The following is a 17714-nucleotide window of genomic DNA, read 5'->3' on the forward strand; positions in this document are numbered from 1 at the left end:
TTGGGGCTGTTTCACAGGCCAACGCGGGACAAGCCCGCTCGCCACAGCGTACTTATCGCCTGATGTCCGGCGCTGATCCTGAAACAGCCACACGCGCTGAAAGCCCCCGGCTGAACAGCGGCAAGCGCATCTGATACGGTTTTTTCTTTGCTATCTGCGTCTGTATCGAAACGCCGTCTGGGCGGACAATGGCCCCATCCCCACTCCCTTCCCTTCGGAGGCCTTATGACCAAGATGGCACTTTTCCTGTTCGGCTTTTTGGTACTGACCATCGGTATCGGCCTGCTCGCGACCATCTCGCCGGTCTGACGCTCAGCCGGCAAACAGCATCGGGTACAGCGACAGCACCAGCAACCCGGCCATCGTCCAGTTGAACAGGCGCAACCAGCGCGGCTCACGCAGCACATTGCGCAAGCCGCTGCCACATCCGACCCATACACACACACTGGGCAGGTTGACCACGGCGAACACCAGCGCGATCACCAGCACATTGGTGACGTAACCTTCGGCCGGCGTGTAGGTGGTGATTGCGCCCAGCGCCATGATCCAGGCCTTGGGGTTCACCCACTGGAACGCCGCCGCGCCGAGGAAAGTCATGGGTTTGCCCTGTTCATCAGGGCTGTCGGACATGCCGCCCGCCGTCGCGATCTTCCACGCCAGGTACAGCAAGTACGCAGCCCCCACGTAGCGCAACACCGTGTAGGCCCACGGGAACACCTTGAACACTTCGCCCAGCCCCAGCCCCACCGAAATCACCAGCAGCATGAAACCGATGCTGATCCCCAATGCATGGGGCATCGAGCGGCGAAAACCGAAGTTCACCCCCGAGGCGAGCAGCATGGTGTTATTGGGCCCGGGCGTGATCGAGGACACGAAGGCAAACAGCACAAAGGCGGACAACAGGCTGGTAGACATGAACATGACGCGGCATCCAAACGGCAGTGGTATGCCTGCGACAGTAGAGGGTTATCGACCGCCCTGCCCCGTACAGCCATGGCGGGATTGAGGCATACACTTTTTTGCCGTGGTTTTCACAAACCTTTCACAGACAAGCGCCTAGGGTGGCCTCAGCTCCTAATGAACATCCCTTTAGCCCGCGCTCCCCACGCGGGCTTTTCTTTGCCTGGGCTATCGTGTAACCCGTTGGCAAGGGACAGTACAACGCACTGTTTTAGTTCTGCGGCCGTTGTTTGGTCGAATCCAGCTCGGCTTTTTTACCCGTGGAAATCTCGGTGATCTGCGCAGACTTGGCAATCGCGAAATCGAACGTGTCTTGCATCTTCGCAATCGCGTCGGTCGACGTACCGTTCAATCCACCGTTGGCGGCCCAATCGAAGTTCCACACGCCGGAGAGGTTATCGGCGCCCGGCACATCGTGGGTTTCGATGGCAGTGAAGACGTCAGGATGACGCTCCATGTACTTGGCCGCATCGCAGACTTCGGCCGGCACCTTGCCCGAGGCGTTGTTGGCCAGTTGGGTCAGTTCCTGCTTGGTAATGGCCGACTTGCCGGTCTGGCGCATGTAGTCGGCAATCACTTTGCTGGACTTGGCGATGTTCAACTTGTCATCGAACACCGACGGTGACGCTTTAGGCGTGTTTGCCCCGCTGCCGGCGGGCGTTACGGTGGTAGACATCGGCGCTGCTCCCCTGATGGTACGAATGAAATCGTCGTGCTGACGATAGCCAGGAGCAGACGTTAGCATGGGCAATGGGCCATTAATCTGTGCTTCACAACAATTCACAAGGCCATGGTCTGCGGCTTCTGTGAAAGCCTGCCAATCCATTACCATGAACCTGTATTCATGCCGATTAATCGCCAGCACCCGACCCGGACCCAGTCATGAGAGATCTACCGCCCACCGCCACGCTGCGAGCTTTCGAAGTAGCGACCCGGCATGCGACGTTCACATCGGCTTCAGAAGAGTTGCATGTGACCCAGAGCGCCGTCAGCCACCAACTCAAGCACCTCGAAGACCTGTGGGGCCTGCAGCTGTTCCAGCGCGGCAAGGCGTTGCGGCTGACCCCGGCCGGGGCCGCACTGGCGCCCATCGTGCGCGAGTTTTTCATGAACCTTGAGGCCACCCTGGCTGACCTGCGGGAACAAAAAGGCCGGGTTCGCCTGAAGGTCAGCACCACCTATTCGTTTGCCTTGAAATGGCTGCTGCCCAGGTTGCCCAGCCTGTCGCAGCAACATCCGGAAATCCTGATCACGCTGGAGACCAGCGACAAGGCCATCAAGTTCTCCAGCTCAGACCCGGATGTGGCCATCCGGCTGGGCAACGGCAATTATCCCGGCCTGCACTCGGAATTCATGCTCCGCGAGCAGATCTTCCCGGTGGCCAGCCCGGATCTGCTCAACCGTTTCGGCGCGCCCCACGAGCCCGCTGAGCTGCTGCGTTACCCGTTGCTGACGCGCGACGGCGCAGACCTGGTGCCCAAGTGGGACGCCTGGTTCGAGCATATCGGCGTCAGCATTGCACCCCTCAAGGAAAGCGTCAGGTTCGCTGACACCAACATGACCATCGAGGCGGCGCTGCTGGGCCAAGGTATTGCGCTGGCGCGAAGCGGCCATGTTGAAGCTGAAATCAACGACGGCCGCCTGATCAGGCTGTTTGAGCTGCCGTTCGCGTCGCCGGTCGGCTACTACTTTGTCTGCCCCAAAGGGATCGAAACCCAGCCACACATCATCAGCTTTCGTAACTGGCTGTTGGCCGAGTCGATGCAGGCACAGCAAAATTATCAGTGATGCATGAACATTCACTCATGACAGGATGAAAGGACTTCGCTGTTAAACACGCCCTTGTGGTGTTTACCATGGCGCATGCCTTTACCCATCGTTCTACTCATCCTCTTCGCCGCCCTCTTGCATGCCAGCTGGAACGCATTGTTGCGTGTCGGCGCCGACCGGCTGTGGTCAATGACCATGATGTGCGTGGCGGTCGCCATCGCCAGCAGTGTCATCGCCTTGTTTCTCGCCCCTCCCGCGCCAGCCAGCTGGCCCTACGCCGTGCTGTCGGGCGTGTTGCACGTGGGCTATAACCTGTTCCTGGTGCGAAGCTACAAGGTGGGCGACCTGGGGCAGACGTACCCGATCGCCCGCGGTTCCTCGCCCATTCTGATCACGCTTTGCGCCTTGGTGTTTGCCGGTGAAACGCTCAGCACGAACGCTCTGATCGGCATCCTGCTGGTATCCGGCGGCATTATTTCTCTGGCCTTCAGACAGCGCAGACTGGCGGTGCCCAGCCTGCCCTACGCCCTGGGCACGGGTTTTTTCATCGCGGCCTACAGCGTCACGGACGGTATTGGCGCGAGGCTGTCCGGCGCACCGATGGCCTACACCGTATGGATGTGTGCGCTCTGGGGCGTATTGATGCCCCTGGTGTACATCGGCCTGCGCGATACACGCAGCCTCTTCGCACCACGCCCCGGCGTCATCACGGCCTTGATCGGGGGGCTTGTGTCCCTCCTGGCCTACGGCATCGTCATTTACGCCATGTCCCACGCGCCGATGGGCGCCGTTTCGGCCCTGCGCGAAACCAGCGTGCTGTTCGCGGCCTTGATCGGTTATTTGTTTTTGGGCGAGTCGCTGACTGTCCGCAAAGTCCTGGCGTGCGTGGTCATTGCGACTGGCACCATGCTGATAGGCTGATCCTTAACCCCTCAAAGGAGGTCCAAGCAATGAGTACTGTGTCTTCGACACCGCTGATTCTGATTACCGGCGGCAGCCGCGGTGTCGGCGCGGCAACCGCGCGCCTTGCAGCGGCGCAAGGCTACGATGTCGCGATCAGCTACGTCAGCAACGAGGCGGCGGCGCTCGGCGTGGTGGCGGATGTGCAAGCGTTGGGGCGCCGTGCCTTGGCCATCCGCGCCGACAGTGCGGACCCTGCTCAGGTCGCGCAGCTGTTCGCAGCCATTGACCAGACGTTTGGCCGTATCGATGTGCTGGTCAACAACGCCGCGATCATTGCCCTGCAGTCACGCTTTGAAGACCTCGACTTTGCCCGCATGCAGCGCATCTTCGCGATCAATGCCATCGGCCCGATGCTGTGCGCGCAGCACGCGGTGAAACGCATGTCGCTGCGCCACAATGGCACGGGTGGCAGCGTGATCAACGTGTCCTCCGCCTCCGCCCGGCTAGGCAGCCCCAACGAGTATGTCGATTACGCTGCCTCCAAAGGCGCCCTGGAGACGTTCACCATCGGCTTATCCAAGGAAGTCGCGCGCGAAGGCATACGCGTCAACTGCGTACGGCCTGGGCATATCTACACCGACATGCACGCCAGCGGCGGCGAACCGGGGCGTGTGGATCGGGTCAAGGACAGCATTCCCATGGGCCGTGGCGGCGAACCCGAAGAGGTGGCCCGCGCTATCCTGTGGCTGGCCGGTAAGGAAGCGTCGTTCATCACCGGGACCTTTCTGGACGTGACAGGCGGCAAGTAGGCGGCAACCGCCGATTAACGGGAGGCGTGCTGGTCCCGGTGCCGGGCCAGCCCTTCCAAAGTGAACCGCGCCTGCATCAGCACCACCTCCCGCACCTGTTCCATTTCCTTCTGGTTCACTTCGCTCCACTTCAACGCCTCCAGCAGCTTGGGCTTCTGGATGCGGAACGCCAGGCCCTGGGTAAACAGCGCCATGGAATGGATCACCGTGCGCTCATCCTCAAGCGCCAGGCCGGCCACGCGTGCGATCAGTTGGCGGATGACTCGCGCAATACGCGCCTTGAAACGCTCCTCGAAAGCCATCGTTGCGCTTTGCGGGCACAACCCGGCCTGGTGGCGATCCATGAACGCACGCCAGGCCGTGGTTTGCGGGCTGTCCTGGATGGTTGAAACCACGGTGCCCAGGATGCCCAGCGAGGCGTCGATCAGCGCGTTGTCGCCGGAATCGGCATCGGCCAGCACGCTTTCCGCCGCCTCCACCGGCGGCGACATCTTGCGCCACAGCAGCGTGATCAAGTGCTCGACGCACGCCAGGTACACGCCTTCCTTGCCATCGAAGTAGTACTGGATCGCAGGTGCGTTGACGCCGGCAGCCGTGGCGATATCACGCGTGGACGCCCCATCGTAGCCACGCGCGCCGAATACCTCGACAGCCGCCTCGATAATGCGGGCGCGGGTTTCTTCGCCCCGCTGGTAACCACCCTCGGCGGCAGGTTTGTGTCGTGCCATGTGCAGCTCCCTTCGAATACCGGACCAAAATATACCAGTTGACAAAAATTCGCGAAAAAAGGAATTTATTCCACTCGTTATAAATCTGGAGTGACCTCGATGTCGGCTGCACCTCCCTCCCCTCAGGTCATGCCTGAAGAAACCGTCAACGGTCAACGTGGCAAGGCCCGGCGCATCCTGCTCAGCGTGGCCGGCGTTGCCGTGCTGGCGGGCGTGTCATGGGGCGCCTGGTGGTGGATCACCGGGCGGTTTATCGAGACCACCGATGACGCCTACCTGCAAGCCGACAGCATCAGCGTGGCGCCAAAGATCAACGGCTACGTGGCCGACGTGCTGGTGAGCGACAACCAGAACGTCAAGCGTGGCGACGTGCTGGTGCGCCTGGATGCGCGCAAGTACCAGGCCGTGAGCGACGAAGCCTCCGCGACCATCGCCGCACGCAACGCCGACTTTGCCAAGGCCCAGGCCGACCTGGTGCAACAGGATTCCACCATCGCCGAAGCCCGCGCCCAATTGCAGGGCGCCGAGGCCGATGCCCGGCATGCGCAGACCGAAGTCGCCCGCTACGCGCCGCTGGCCCGCTCGGGCGCCGAACCGGAAGAGCGCCTGGCCCAACTGAACAACCAACTGGCACAGGCCCGCAGCACCGTGGCGGCCAAACAGGCGGCGCTGCGGTCCAGCCAGACTCGCTACGGCACGTTGCAGGCCCAGCTCAAGCAGGCCCAGGCGCAACTGGGCGTCGCCAAGGCCAGCGAGGCGCAAAGCCAACTGGACGTCGACGACGCGGTCATCCGCAGCCCGCTGGACGGCCGTGTGGCTGACCGTGGCGTACGCGTGGGGCAGTACGTGCAACCTGGTACGCGTTTGCTGACCGTGGTGCCGATCAGCGCGATCTACCTCACCGCCAACTACAAGGAAACCCAGATCGGTGGCATGCGCCCCGGCCAGACCGTCACCGTGCATGTCGACGCCCTGCCCGGCCGCGACCTGCAAGGCCACATCGACAGCCTGGCGCCCGGCACCGGCGCGCAGTTCGCCCTGCTGCCGCCGTCGAATGCCACCGGTAACTTCACCAAGATCGTGCAACGGGTACCGGTGCGCATTGCCCTGGACATACCGGATGACCTGCGTGCCGCATTGATGCCAGGCCTGTCGGCCACCGTGGAAGTCGACACCCGCACCCACGCCGCAGACGCCAACCATGGCTGAGGCGAGCATGGCCGGGGTGGCTGCCGAGAAACCGCGCAACGCCTCGCTGACCGACTGGATCGCCGTCGCCGCCGGTGCACTGGGCGCCTTGCTGGCGACCCTGGATGTGTCGATCACCAACTCGGCGCTGCCGCAGATCCAGGGCCAGATCGGCGCCACCGGCACCGAAGGCACCTGGATCGCCACCGGCTACCTGATGTCGGAAATCGTGATGATCCCGCTCGCGGCCTGGCTGACCCGAGTCTTCGGCCTGCGCCGGTTTCTGATCGGCACCGCACTCACCTTCACCCTGTTCTCGATGTTCTGCGGCTTGTCCACCAGCCTTGGCGCGATGATCGCCGGGCGCATCGGCCAGGGCTTCGCCGGCGGCGCGATGATCCCGACCGCGCAGACCATCGTGCGTACGCGCCTGCCACCCCACCAACTGGCCATCGGCACCACGATGTTCGGCATGACCGTGATCCTCGGCCCCTTGCTCGGCCCGGTGATCGGCGGCTGGCTGACGGAGAACATCAACTGGCGCTGGTGCTTCTTTCTCAACCTGCCCATCAGCATCGCGCTGATCACCCTGCTGATCACCGGCCTGCCCAGCGAGCGCATGAACCTGCAGCGCTTTATCAGCGCCGATTGGCTGGGCATTCTGGGGCTGGCCATGGGCTTGAGTTCGCTGACCGTGGTGCTGGAAGAAGGCCAGCGCGAGCACTGGTTTGACTCGCTGCTGATCGTGTGGCTGAGCATTGCCACGGTCACCGGTTTTTTCCTGATTGCCGTGGGGCAATTGCGCTCCAGTACGCCGATCCTGTGCCTGCCACTGGTGCTCAACAAAAGCTTTGGCAGCGTGTTGCTGATCGGTACGGCGGTGGGTGCGGGGCTGTATGGCACGGCGTATCTGGTGCCGCAATTTCTCGGGATTCTGTCCGGCTACAACGCGCAGCAGTCCGGCGCGATCATGCTGTTGTCGGGGATTCCGGCGTTTTTGCTGATGCCGATCCTGCCGCGAATGCTCGGCCGCTACGACCTGCGCTGGATGGTCGGCGCCGGCCTGCTGCTGTACTGGGCCAGTTGCTTTGTAGACACGCTGTTGACCGCCGACAGCGTCGGCCATGATTTTGTGTGGTCGCAGTTGCTGCGCGGCTTCGGGCAGATCCTGGTGATGATGCCCCTCAGCCAACTGTCCATGCGTTCGGTCGAGACCAAGGACGCCGGCGACGCGGCCGGGCTCTACAACATGTCGCGCAACCTCGGCGGCACCATTGGCCTGGCGTTGCTCGGCGTGTTGATGGACCGGCGCAGCCACTTCCATGACGACCGGCTGCGCGAAGGCATCCTGGCCAACAGCCAGTTGACCCAGGACCACATGGCCAGCAACACCGCCAGCTACCTGGCACAAACCGGCGACGCCTCCACCGCCTCGTTGCAAGCCATGGCCCAACTGGCCAACGACATCGCCCGCCAAGCCTCGGTGATGGCCTATAACGATTCGTTCTACGTATTGGGACTCGCAATGCTGGCGTGCCTGCCCCTGATCTTCATCCTGAAAAAGCGCACGGTACAGCCATGATTGCTCGCTCGTTTCCTCTGCTCCTGACCGTTGGCCTGCTGTCGGCCTGCACCGTAGGCCCGGACTACTCAGGCGCACCCGACGCCGCGCCGAAAACCCTGGCCGCCGGGCATTTGCCCCATGCCGACCGCCAAGCGCCAAGCGCCCCGGCTGTGGCGCAGTGGTGGCGAACGTTGAATGACCCGCAGCTCAATGAGCTGGTCGAGATGGCGCTGAACAACAGCCCCGACATCGCCACCGCCCAGGCCCGCTTGAAACACTCCCGCGCCAGCCTCAGCGGTGCGCGGGCCGACGCCCTGCCCAAGGTCACCGGTGACGCCGCGATGCTCAAACTGCGCTCGCCCGACACCTCCGCACTGGGTGGCGGCGGTGCCGGTCGCGGGCCGTTGACGCTCTACCTGGCCGGCTTCGATGCCAGTTGGGAGGCCGACCTGTTCGGCGGCACACGTCGCGCCGTCGAAGCCGCGCAAGCCGAAGCCGACGCTGCCCAGGCGCAACTGGCCGACGCCCAGGTGCAACTGGCCGCCGAAGTGGTGCAGGCCTACACCGACCTGCGCGACCAACAGGCACGCCTGGCGTTGGTAGACGCGAGTGTCGACATCGAAAACCAGGCTCTCGACCTGACCCAGCAACGTCGCAGCCGTGGCGTGGCCTCACAGCTGCAACTGGAACAAGTCCTCACCCAGGCAGAAAACACCCAGGCCCAGCGCCTGCCGTTGCAAGCCGCCATCGTTGAATCCCTGGATCAACTCGGCCTGCTCTGCGGCCGAGAGCCCGGCGAACTGGATGGCCGCCTCGCCACCGCCAAAGCCCTGCCCGCCATCCCCGGTGTGGTACCCGTGGCAGACCCCGCCGCCCTGCTCAAGGCCCGCCCAGACATCCGCGTCGCCGAACGCAAACTGGCCTCCAGCAACGCGCAGATCGGCGAGAAAACTGCCGACTGGTTTCCCAAGCTCAGCCTGATGGGCGACCTGTCATTCTCCGCCGGCGACCCCGGTCACCTCGCCCGCAAGGACAACGGTACCTGGCTGATCCTGCCGCGCCTGACCTGGAACGCGCTGGACTTCGGCCGCGTGGCCGCCAGCGTCAAAGGCGCCGAAGCCGGTCGCGACGAAGCGCTCGCGCAGTACAAAAGTGTGGTACTGAGTGCGCTGCGCGACGCCGATGTGGCCCTGGCGCGGTACGGCCATCAACGCCAGAACGTAGTGCTGTTGCGCAGTGTGGAGTCCTCGGCGGTACGCGCGGCGGACCTGACTCGCCAGCGCTACCGTGCGGGCACCGCCAGCACCCTGGATTGGCTGGATGCGGAGCGTACCCGCTACCAGGCCCAGGAGAACCGGATTTCCGGGGACGCGGAACTGCTCAAGGATTTTGCTTCACTGCACAAGGCATTGGGGCTGGGCTGGACGTTGTGACACATCAGGCGTTTGATGGGAGAAATTCCATTCAAGACCGATCTGGCGGAGATCGGGATGGATATCATGGGGTTTGACCTGAAGCGGGAGGGGCAATAAATGAAAGAATTGATCCAGGGGCTCGACGGCCCCAGAACGGCACAGCAGGAATTGTTCTACGACCTGGAGGACGCGGCTGCTGTGATCGGGTGGTCGGTGGTTGAGTTGACCGCTTTGGCCGCCAGCGGTCGCACGCCGGATGAGGCGCTGGCGCTGATGAAAATCTGCGCGTTGCTGGCAGCGCAACAGGAAAGGCTTCACGCGTATGCAGGTGAGGTGAAAGACCAGCGCATCGCCAGGTCTGAAATCCTGTAATCACAGGAGGCATACCCCAATGGCGCTCAGCCGACGAACAACGTGAAAGAATTCACATTTATTGACACTGGATATTGAAGCTCAAAATTTGACCAAATAATATTTTGCCGCAACCGAGCACACACCTTATACGGATATTGCTCTGCACCAGCTCGGGAGCCACGCGCGTGCAGACAATAAAACATTGAGGTTTGCCATGCGTCTTTCCAAGCTCGCTCCATCCGCCGCCCTGTTCAGTCTGATCGCCCTATCGGCACAAGCCGCTGACTTGAGTGCCCTGACAGGGGCTCTGTCCTCTGCTCTGGGTGGTGCAAACAACACCACCAATAACACCAATTACTCCAATAACGCTTCCTCCTGCCAGCAACAGGTCCGCGACCTGCAGGCGAACATCAATGCAGCCAATGCCAAGGGCGATACCTTGCGCGCAACCGCCTATCAAGCTGCGCTGACCCAGACAAACAAAAGCTGCAGTAACGCCAGTTACAACACCCAGGCCCAAGTGAATACCAACCCGCAGCACCAACAAAACGTGAACAAGGCAGCGGATGCGATCAATGCAATCGGTGGGCTGTTTAAATAAGCCGGAAAGTCGTGTGCGAGAGGCCCGCAATTGCGGGCTTTTCCATGCCTGCGGGACGTGCCCTGCAAAAACCTTGATCGGCACGCCCGTACTTTCGTCCAGGCAATAAAAAACCCCGCAGACGCTAATCTGCGGGGTTTTCAAGAGTGGAGGCCGAGGTCGGAATCGAACCGGCGTAGGCGGATTTGCAATCCGCTGCATAACCATTTTGCTACTCGGCCTCAAACGATCAATGTCCCGACTGCTGACACTCACCGCATAAAAACTTGAGTGGGCTGTACAACCCTGCCCCTACTCTAACTCATTGAATACATTGAAGTTTTTAATGCTTCATTGCGTTCGATGGGCGCCATTATGTACGTATTTGCCTAGGCGTGCAACCCCTTGATTTCAAAAATATTTCGTATTGGCATCAAGGGGTTGCGGGCCTGCCCTACTCCTTGATGCGCAGTTGTTGGTACTGCGGGTCGGCCTTGATTTGGGCTTCGGTGAAGGGCAGCGGGCGCAGTTGTTTTTGGGAGAAGGCTCGGGTCTGGTCCTTGGCGTGTGGGGAAGCCGGGTTGCTGGACTCGGAGAACGCGAGCACGCCTTGGGCATGGGGCCCCTGGTCGTCGAAGGTGACGATTTGCAGGTAGCTGGTGCCGCTGACCACTTCGCGCTTGCCGTCGGCGCGGGGCACGGTTTGCATGGCGTTGTAGATGCCGAGTTCCTGCGGGCCGCCGTGGATCGGGGTTTGCCCGGCGACTTGGACCTCACCCCAAGTGCTGCTGGCGGTCAAGCCGCGTTTGGCGACGTCGGCGGTGGAGGCCAGCATGGCTTCGCGCAGGGCTTTGGCGACATCGGCGCGGTCGATGGCCAGGCCGCGTGGGGTGGTGAGGGGTTGGGCCGGGTCGAAGGCCACGCGCCAGGCGTCGGGGATTTGCTGCAGGTGCTGCACCAGGTTGATGAAGTGCACCAGGCCGAGGCCGCTGTCGAGGTTGGCACGCTGGTCCCAGGTTTTCAGGCTGGAGCACAGGGGGTGCAAGGCAGTGGCGTCGCTGCCGAGGTGTTTGGCGCAGAACGCGAGCAGATCGGGCATGACTTGGCCGGCCAGGTACACCTCGTTGTCCATCACCATGTTGTGCAGGTCGCTGACGCTGATCGGTTTAGCCAGGGATTGCAGGCGTTGCAGGGCAAAGCGCGCGCGTGGGCCGAGGCCGATATGGTCCTGGCTGATCAGCGGGGAGAAACCGGTCAACGGCGCCTTGGGGTTGGCCAGCCACGCCGAGTCATTGGAGTGCTGCACGTAATCGGTGCGTTGCAATTGCGGCAACTGCTCGGCCGGGAAGATGCCGGCCTGGGCGGCGCGCGGATCAACGTCCCAGGCACAGGCGCTATGGGCGCCGTCGAGCATGATCATCTGCAGGCCGGCGCGTGGGTCGCTGCATTGCGCCAGTTTGGCCGCGCTGACGTTGGGCACCACCGACAGGTTCATGTACAGGCTCTGGCCCTGGTCATCGGCGGCCAGGGTGTTGACCCACGGGATGCCTTGCAGGGTGTGTACCGAGGTTTTCAACTCATTGAGGCTGGCGGCGCGGTTCATGGCGTACCACTGTTGCAATACACGGTCGTTGCCCAGGTTGGCATCGCGCAGGCTGAAGGCGTAGTGGCTGTCCCAATCGAGCTTGCCCGGCCACTGCACCACCGGGCCGAACTGTGAGCTATAGACGGTGTGCGATTGGTCCTTGAGGCTGCCATCGGCCTGTTTGACCTGCACGGTTACCGTGGTTTTATCCAGGGCGACCGATTTGCCATCGAGCATGTAGCGCGTGGAGTCCTTGGGGTCCAGGGTCAGGCGGTACAGGGTGAAGTGCTTGGACGTGTCCACGGTGTGGGTCCACGCCACATGCTGGTTGAAGCCGATATTGATCACCGGCAGGCCCGGCAGCGCAGCGCCCATCACATCCAACTGGTCGGGGATGGTCAGGTGCATCTCGTAAAACCGCATGCCGCCCACCCATGGGAAGTGCGGGTTGGCCAGCAACATGCCGCGCCCGTTGAACGAGCGGTCACGCCCCACTGCCACGGCGTTACTGCCACGATCGAAGGCGAAACGCTGTTGATTGGCCACGACCTGATCAAAGGCCTTGGCACTGCTCGACACACCGGCGGTTGCTTGAGGCGGCGCCGCACCCACCAGGGCTTCGGCGAATTGGCCGACACCGCCTTCGACCAACAGCCTGCGGGTCAGCTTGACCAGATCTTCAGCCACCAGTGGCCGCACCCACGCCGCCTGGCACTGCGCAGGCGCGCCCTGCTCTTTCAGATAACGGTTGTAGCCGGCCACATAACCTTCAATACGCTGCTGGATCTGCGGGCTCTGCGCCTTCCAGAATGCCGCCACCGCATCCGGCGTATTGAGCCAGCCAAAGAACAGGTCGCTGGCCAGGTTGTTGCGCTCTTCCAGGGTCGCCTGCTCGGGGCCGAAGAAGCGGGCGCGCTGGCCATTTACGGTGACCACTTCATTGGCCAGCAGGCACAGGTTGTCCTGGGCGTAGGCGTAGCCAATGCCGAAGCCCAGGCCACGTTCATCGTTGGCGCGGATATGCGGTACGCCGTAACTGGTGCGGCGGATGTCCGCCGCCGCTGGCGTCACCTGCTCCCGCGCAGAGGCGGCCAGGCCCAACCCCAGCAACACTCCGGCCATGCAGACCCTGGACAACCCATTGGAAATAATCACGCAGACTCCACCGTCAGATTTAACCGTCTCACAAGGGGCAATAACCCCACCGTAAGAACGCAAATCACCGGGAATAATTTAATGCACGGGGTCGTTTATTTAAGGCGATGGGGATGTGACAAAACCGATACCGACGAAATTTCTACATCCGACACTTCATGATTTCGCTCGCTCGTTCGTCTTATTAACCAAGAGCGCTCATTTTTTCCTGATCAGGCTCTGATAAGGAGTTTTTGCATGTACAACCCGCAAGTGCCCACGGATGGACATTCACACGCGGCCGACGCCAGTTTCGGCAGCGGCCCGCAAGCGTTCGGCAAAACGCCCGAACAGCAAGGCAACCAGCGTATCCGCCATCTGCTCAAGTGTTTTGGCCTGCGTACCAGCCTGATCCGGCTGAAGGTCATCGACGCCCTGCTCACCGCCGCCGACAACCAGCGCACCCTTGGCGTACGCGGCGTGCACAGCCACTTGCTGGAGCTGGGCATTCCGTTGTCGTTTCTCAGCGTGCGCGAGGTACTCAAGCGCCTGTGCAGCGAAGGTGTGATCACCCTCAATGCGGACAAAAGCTACAGCCTCCATGAAGAGGCTGCCAAGGTACTCGAAGGCCGCGCCTGATCGCCGTTAAAGCTTGACCTTGCGGCGCATGATGCCGTTGATCACCACCACGACCACTGCGACGGCAATGGCGATGGTCTGGAATGTCTTCTCGCTGATGACCCCGGTGTTCTGCAAATAGGACAGGCCAAACATCGTCGCCAGTACGGCCAGGGCAATCAGAATCGAATATTTCAAACGCTGTTTTTGGGTCATCAGGGGGGTCCTGTATCTGGGAGTGGAACGGGATCAATAGGCGCTCATGTTACAGGTGATGAAACGCTTTGGCTCGTCTGGCGCACGCTGCGATAAACCCAGCCCGAGTAAGCAGAAAATATTCCCTGACAGTGCAATGCTGACGCTGTCGTCGGTACGGAACTGACTGCACTTGACCAGCCCGCCTACTCCCCGCCTACATCCGATCTTACAAAACCTGTACCCGCAGCCGGAACGCGAACGGACGTTTTCAGCACACAGCGGTGCGCCATGGGAAAAGGGAACCTCCCGTTGACAGGCGCTTGTTCTCAGTACGTCTGAATAGGTACCCAACAATGACCCAACTACATACTCGCTCGCCTCAGCAGTCATACACGTATCAACCGCCCCACCCTAACGGTCCATCTCTATCCGCCCTCCGAGACACCGCCAGCGCACACCTCGATTCGGCAGCAGGCCCCACTCCCCAGCCACAAACAGACAATTGCCCAGACAGCGGTGACTTCAAGCAACAGCTCGCAGATCAGAAGAACTTCAGGACCCTGGCACGCAAACTCAATGAGCTGGCGGCGCAACTGGGTGAAGCGGCCACCCCGCTGGCTGTCCTCACGGCACTCAAGTCCACGTCGATGGAAGTCGCGCCGGGCTCATCTTCCTCTGAGGAAGCCGGCAGAACCACCACACTGGAGAACTACATCACCTCCAACGGCCTCCCCGTACCGGACAGCCACTATTCCTTGATCGCCCTGGCCAGAGCCCTGATCGACAGAGCTCTGGAACACCCCCTTGGCAATTTTGGTGGTGCGTTGAGCTGGCCTATTCCCTTGAGCACAGCTGATCAAGGGCGCCTGCGTAAGTTCGCCATGAACTACGAACATCATCTCGGTGACAAGCCCTTGGTCATGGGAGTGAAGGGGGGGTTGCTGGAGTTTTTGCGTTACAAGGCCCCCCTTCCCGAGGGAGTCCTGAGTGATCCCATCCAAGTGAGGGAAATGCTGATGGGTACTGCCGAGGGGTTATTGATGGCTGAAACCCTGTGCAAGCAAATGAATTGGGTTGCCACCCGCGAAAGCGCGTACGAATGCCTCAAGACAGCAATAATTCTGCAAATGGACCCGGAGTGCTTGACCGAGCCTAACCCTAATAAAGTGGCCGGTTTTGATTTGTCCAACAAAACCCATTGGGGCAAGCCTTTATCGATGATTGTAGACGGCTTGAGTACGCACCTGAGCAAATCAGGTAGAACCTCCGCCGAGATGTCCAAAACAGGTGCACACCTGTTGCTTTTAATGAAGCACCCCGAACTCTTGATCAAAGACGTTCCCGACGCTGTGGTGTACGCCAGCGCCGCCTGGGTCAGGCTGCGGACCGCGGCAGCATCGATAGAGGCCAAGACGCCAGGAAAAGTGCAAAACATGACCTTTAACCAAGTCATGGCTGAAGCTGAAACTGCCGCCCTTTACAATCCGCAGGCCACTCAACGTGCGCAGATCGCTGCCCTGCGAGTATGGGGGCTGGTCAATGGCGTGCTTTCTCCGGAGCAGGCCGGACGTTACAACGCAGCCGACATCGAGGTGGTCAGAAACGCGTTCAACCAACAGGCCATTGAGCAGATTGACGCCTCCAGCCTGATCCAATCCGAAATGCCCAGCCGCAGGGATATCGCCCTCGCTCGCCTCAAGGAGCGGTTTGGCGAAAGCGTTCCGTTTGAAGAAAAGTTGCTGAAGGTCCATGACACCAAGCAACCTTCAATTCAACCGGTCTACGACCCGAATCGCGCGCCTGCGGGCATGATGTCGCTCCTGGACATTGCAATGAGTGGATTGGACAACTACGAATGGGTGAGCCAAGACCCGCGCATCAATGCCGCACTGGAAGGCAAGTCGCTCAATTTGGGAGTCAATGCCGAATTCAACAGCCAACTTGCACAGGCCATCAGCGACAAGAAAAAAGGCATCGGCGTAGCGATCAAACATATGATCGCCCAGCTTCCACTGGCTGACAGGCAGAACCTCGAGTACGGGCAGCTTGAGTTTTATCAGCTCAATACCTATCGCCTGGGCCTCGGTTTCACCGACAGAACCCTCCACCATAAAAATGAAAAGCTCTACGTCAAGGCCACTGGCGCGAATGGCACCACCACGTATGAGGTGGACCTGAGCAAGCATTCCATCACGCAGGTCAGTAACAGTGTCCTGACCTGCGAGCGTGAGCGCGATGCCAATCGGGTCTATCCGATCGAGAAATTCACACCCGTTGCCAATGCCGACTTCAGCCAGAACACACAAGCCGGATCAGCGCAGCCTACCCCCTCCACCTTCACAAGCGCTCGAACCCAGGCCATTGCAGATACCTTTGTGAAACACCTTCACATTGATAATCGGGACGTCATCAAGCAAGCCAAGGGCGTCACCAGCTTCGATAAGCAGATGGATGCCGAATGGGCCTTGACCAACTTTTTCCTGGATTTGATCCCTCTCAGATCGGCGATTTGCAATTTCAAGGAGGGTCAATACATCGACGGCGCCACAGACCTGTTCCTGGACGTCTTCAGTTTTGTCACTGCCGGTGCAGCGGCCGCAGCGAAAGTCGCCAAGGTTGGTACCAAAGCCATCACCATGACGAAGAAGGCGCTGCAATGCTCGAGAATCGTCGGAACCACCGTTATCAGTGAGTTCAACCCGTTGAATGGTGTAGGTGATTTGTTGCTCGGGGGCACCCGCCTCGCAAGCAAAGGCATTACTAAAGCCAAGATTGCGGCAGGCTTGACTCCGCCGCCTTACGGTGATGTCACATGGGGGACCTTAAAGGTCGGGGAGCAAACCCTGGAGACCAGCAGCATTATTCATAATGGGCAACGGTACGCCTATGACCCGGTCACGATGAAGCCTTACGGCCCGCCACTGAAGGATTTCAGCGTGCAGGACACCTTGAATCCTAACTCTCCCACAACACACAGAAAACCCAACAAAAGTCATCGATTCAACCCCTTGAATACCGACGCTCGTCCGTTACACATCAAAAAGCCATTACCCGAGGGCGACTACGTAGAAAGCTTGCAAGGCAAGTTGGAGCTTGACCATTTCGAACCGGATACCATAGAAGCAACCATGAACAAGTTCAAACAAGAAATGAACGCATTTTATGACGCCCTGCCCCCTATAAAAAAGCTGGAGCGTCCTCTTATCCCATCGGTGCCCAAATCCGTCAGCGTGCCAACACTGTTTGAAGAGGCGTTCAAAACCTCTAACGGCATAGTGTTGGGGGAAAAGCACTCACAGATGGCGAGTTTCAAGGTGCTTTTCGCTAACGTGGAAACGTTAAAGAACCAAGGCGTCAAGAAAGTGTATTTCGAAGGGCTTATCGATACGCCGACAGGCCTGCGGGATGACGGTATAGGTGTACTGGGTGAACAAGGGCGTCGAACTAATCCGACGCTCGAGGAACTACTCGGAAAGCTTGAGGCCAATGGCATAGAAGTCATGCCCATTGATCACTGCTTCCTCACGCGACACAAAGACCAGCCCCATAAAAAGCGTACAACAACGGGCGAAAGCTCGCAACGCCGCCTCAGGGAGTGCAACTACTACGCCTCGGAAACCATCCAGGCGACTTCAGGAACTGAAAAATGGGTCGCACTGGTTGGGTGCGCCCATATGAACACTTGCGAAAATGTACCAGGCCTGGCTGAGTTGACACACAGCATCGGCATCTACGTGGCTAACGCAGATAACGTCAAAGGGCAGGTCGGCAAGCAGTTAATTGGCCGGCCTCAAGACCCTACAAAACCGGTAGGCTGGGGAGGCGGCATTCCGGGTGATCTGCATATTTTTGTAGAACGCTGACCTTACTTGCTGCTCTCCCGCAAACAACGGCCCGGGGATGTATCC

General features: G+C 60.4%; 15 protein-coding genes and 1 tRNA gene. 10 read left to right on the forward strand and 6 right to left on the reverse strand.

All coding sequences use genetic code 11. The annotated features are described in order from the left end of the window. Positions 1 to 312: 312 nt before the first annotated feature. Both BM110_RS10250 and BM110_RS10255 read right to left on the reverse strand, forming a co-directional pair. Entirely contained in the window at positions 313 to 921 is a 609-nt protein-coding gene (locus BM110_RS10250) for a LysE family translocator (RefSeq protein ID WP_071488196.1), read from the reverse strand. A 250-nt stretch (positions 922 to 1171) separates the two neighbouring features. Next, positions 1172 to 1636, reverse strand: a complete 465-nt coding sequence (locus BM110_RS10255; RefSeq protein WP_092243825.1) for a hypothetical protein — start codon at positions 1634 to 1636, stop codon at positions 1172 to 1174. 206 nt (positions 1637 to 1842) lie between these two features. Here BM110_RS10255 and gcvA point away from each other — a divergent pair, with 206 nt between their 5' ends. The 3 genes from gcvA (at position 1843) to BM110_RS10270 (ending at position 4442) form a co-directional block, all read left to right on the forward strand. Beyond that, on the forward strand, positions 1843 to 2748 hold the full coding sequence (gene gcvA, locus BM110_RS10260) for a transcriptional regulator GcvA (RefSeq protein ID WP_092243828.1): 906 nt from the start codon (positions 1843 to 1845) through the stop codon (positions 2746 to 2748). A 75-nt stretch (positions 2749 to 2823) separates the two neighbouring features. Further along, the gene (locus BM110_RS10265) at positions 2824 to 3651 is read left to right on the forward strand and encodes a DMT family transporter (protein ID WP_092243831.1); all 828 of its coding nucleotides are present in this window, start codon (positions 2824 to 2826) and stop codon (positions 3649 to 3651) included. A 29-nt stretch (positions 3652 to 3680) separates the two neighbouring features. Then, positions 3681 to 4442: an SDR family oxidoreductase gene (locus tag BM110_RS10270; protein WP_093513304.1), complete on the forward strand. Its 762-nt coding sequence runs from the start codon at positions 3681 to 3683 to the stop codon at positions 4440 to 4442. A 14-nt stretch (positions 4443 to 4456) separates the two neighbouring features. Here BM110_RS10270 and BM110_RS10275 read toward each other — a convergent pair whose 3' ends face one another. Next, positions 4457 to 5170: a CerR family C-terminal domain-containing protein gene (locus tag BM110_RS10275; protein ID WP_071488191.1), complete on the reverse strand. Its 714-nt coding sequence runs from the start codon at positions 5168 to 5170 to the stop codon at positions 4457 to 4459. 99 nt (positions 5171 to 5269) lie between these two features. Between BM110_RS10275 and BM110_RS10280 the strand changes: the two genes are divergently transcribed. The 5 genes from BM110_RS10280 (at position 5270) to BM110_RS10300 (ending at position 10292) form a co-directional block, all read left to right on the forward strand. After that, a complete protein-coding gene (locus BM110_RS10280) occupies positions 5270 to 6379 on the forward strand; it encodes an HlyD family secretion protein (RefSeq protein ID WP_093513305.1) in 1110 nt (369 codons plus the stop codon). Continuing rightward, positions 6372 to 7940: a DHA2 family efflux MFS transporter permease subunit gene (locus tag BM110_RS10285; protein WP_093513306.1), complete on the forward strand. Its 1569-nt coding sequence runs from the start codon at positions 6372 to 6374 to the stop codon at positions 7938 to 7940. The genes BM110_RS10280 and BM110_RS10285 overlap by 8 nt, the downstream gene beginning before the upstream one ends. After that, positions 7937 to 9355 (forward strand): efflux transporter outer membrane subunit, encoded by a 1419-nt coding sequence (locus BM110_RS10290; protein ID WP_093513307.1) that lies wholly within the window; start codon positions 7937 to 7939, stop codon positions 9353 to 9355. Before BM110_RS10285 ends, BM110_RS10290 begins: the two co-directional genes overlap by 4 nt. A 99-nt stretch (positions 9356 to 9454) precedes the next feature. Further along, complete coding sequence (locus BM110_RS10295) at positions 9455 to 9709, forward strand: hypothetical protein (RefSeq protein ID WP_078048589.1); 255 nt, start codon at positions 9455 to 9457, stop codon at positions 9707 to 9709. 196 nt (positions 9710 to 9905) lie between these two features. Then, complete coding sequence (locus BM110_RS10300) at positions 9906 to 10292, forward strand: DUF1090 family protein (RefSeq protein WP_071488186.1); 387 nt, start codon at positions 9906 to 9908, stop codon at positions 10290 to 10292. A 147-nt stretch (positions 10293 to 10439) separates the two neighbouring features. Here the strand turns inward: BM110_RS10300 and BM110_RS10305 are convergent. Together BM110_RS10305 and BM110_RS10310 are read right to left on the reverse strand one after the other, a co-directional pair. Next, positions 10440 to 10513 (reverse strand) — tRNA-Cys (locus tag BM110_RS10305). Between the two features lie 212 nt (positions 10514 to 10725). Further along, positions 10726 to 13011, reverse strand: a complete 2286-nt coding sequence (locus BM110_RS10310) for a bifunctional acylase PvdQ (RefSeq protein WP_093513308.1) — start codon at positions 13009 to 13011, stop codon at positions 10726 to 10728. Between the two features lie 237 nt (positions 13012 to 13248). Between BM110_RS10310 and BM110_RS10315 the strand changes: the two genes are divergently transcribed. Continuing rightward, positions 13249 to 13629: a fe2+ zn2+ uptake regulation protein gene (locus BM110_RS10315; RefSeq protein ID WP_093121115.1), complete on the forward strand. Its 381-nt coding sequence runs from the start codon at positions 13249 to 13251 to the stop codon at positions 13627 to 13629. A gap of 6 nt (positions 13630 to 13635) precedes the next feature. Here the strand turns inward: BM110_RS10315 and BM110_RS10320 are convergent, their stop codons facing one another. Continuing rightward, complete coding sequence (locus BM110_RS10320) at positions 13636 to 13824, reverse strand: hypothetical protein (protein ID WP_010210250.1); 189 nt, start codon at positions 13822 to 13824, stop codon at positions 13636 to 13638. Between the two features lie 335 nt (positions 13825 to 14159). Between BM110_RS10320 and BM110_RS10325 the strand changes: the two genes are divergently transcribed. Further along, positions 14160 to 17669 carry a membrane-targeted effector domain-containing toxin gene (locus BM110_RS10325; RefSeq protein ID WP_093513309.1) on the forward strand — a complete coding sequence of 1170 codons (3510 nt, stop codon included), beginning with the start codon at positions 14160 to 14162 and terminating at the stop codon, positions 17667 to 17669. Positions 17670 to 17714 lie beyond the last annotated feature (45 nt).

The organism is Pseudomonas sp. NFPP28, from assembly GCF_900115535.1.
Lineage (GTDB): Bacteria > Pseudomonadota > Gammaproteobacteria > Pseudomonadales > Pseudomonadaceae > Aquipseudomonas > Aquipseudomonas extremorientalis.

Excerpts from the sequence above, each read along its gene's own strand:
- BM110_RS10270 (WP_093513304.1), top strand. The coding sequence starts at position 3,681 with ATGAGTACTGTGTCTTCGACACCGCTGATTCTGATTACCGGCGGCAGC.
- BM110_RS10285 (WP_093513306.1), top strand. The coding sequence starts at position 6,372 with ATGGCTGAGGCGAGCATGGCCGGGGTGGCTGCCGAGAAACCGCGCAAC.
- BM110_RS10250 (WP_071488196.1), bottom strand. The coding sequence starts at position 921 with ATGTTCATGTCTACCAGCCTGTTGTCCGCCTTTGTGCTGTTTGCCTTC.
- gcvA (WP_092243828.1), top strand. The coding sequence starts at position 1,843 with ATGAGAGATCTACCGCCCACCGCCACGCTGCGAGCTTTCGAAGTAGCG.
- BM110_RS10315 (WP_093121115.1), top strand. The coding sequence starts at position 13,249 with ATGTACAACCCGCAAGTGCCCACGGATGGACATTCACACGCGGCCGAC.
- BM110_RS10280 (WP_093513305.1), top strand. The coding sequence starts at position 5,270 with ATGTCGGCTGCACCTCCCTCCCCTCAGGTCATGCCTGAAGAAACCGTC.
- BM110_RS10265 (WP_092243831.1), top strand. The coding sequence starts at position 2,824 with ATGCCTTTACCCATCGTTCTACTCATCCTCTTCGCCGCCCTCTTGCAT.
- BM110_RS10300 (WP_071488186.1), top strand. The coding sequence starts at position 9,906 with ATGCGTCTTTCCAAGCTCGCTCCATCCGCCGCCCTGTTCAGTCTGATC.
- BM110_RS10325 (WP_093513309.1), top strand. The coding sequence starts at position 14,160 with ATGACCCAACTACATACTCGCTCGCCTCAGCAGTCATACACGTATCAA.
- BM110_RS10320 (WP_010210250.1), bottom strand. The coding sequence starts at position 13,824 with ATGACCCAAAAACAGCGTTTGAAATATTCGATTCTGATTGCCCTGGCC.
- BM110_RS10290 (WP_093513307.1), top strand. The coding sequence starts at position 7,937 with ATGATTGCTCGCTCGTTTCCTCTGCTCCTGACCGTTGGCCTGCTGTCG.
- BM110_RS10255 (WP_092243825.1), bottom strand. The coding sequence starts at position 1,636 with ATGTCTACCACCGTAACGCCCGCCGGCAGCGGGGCAAACACGCCTAAA.
- BM110_RS10295 (WP_078048589.1), top strand. The coding sequence starts at position 9,455 with ATGAAAGAATTGATCCAGGGGCTCGACGGCCCCAGAACGGCACAGCAG.
- BM110_RS10275 (WP_071488191.1), bottom strand. The coding sequence starts at position 5,170 with ATGGCACGACACAAACCTGCCGCCGAGGGTGGTTACCAGCGGGGCGAA.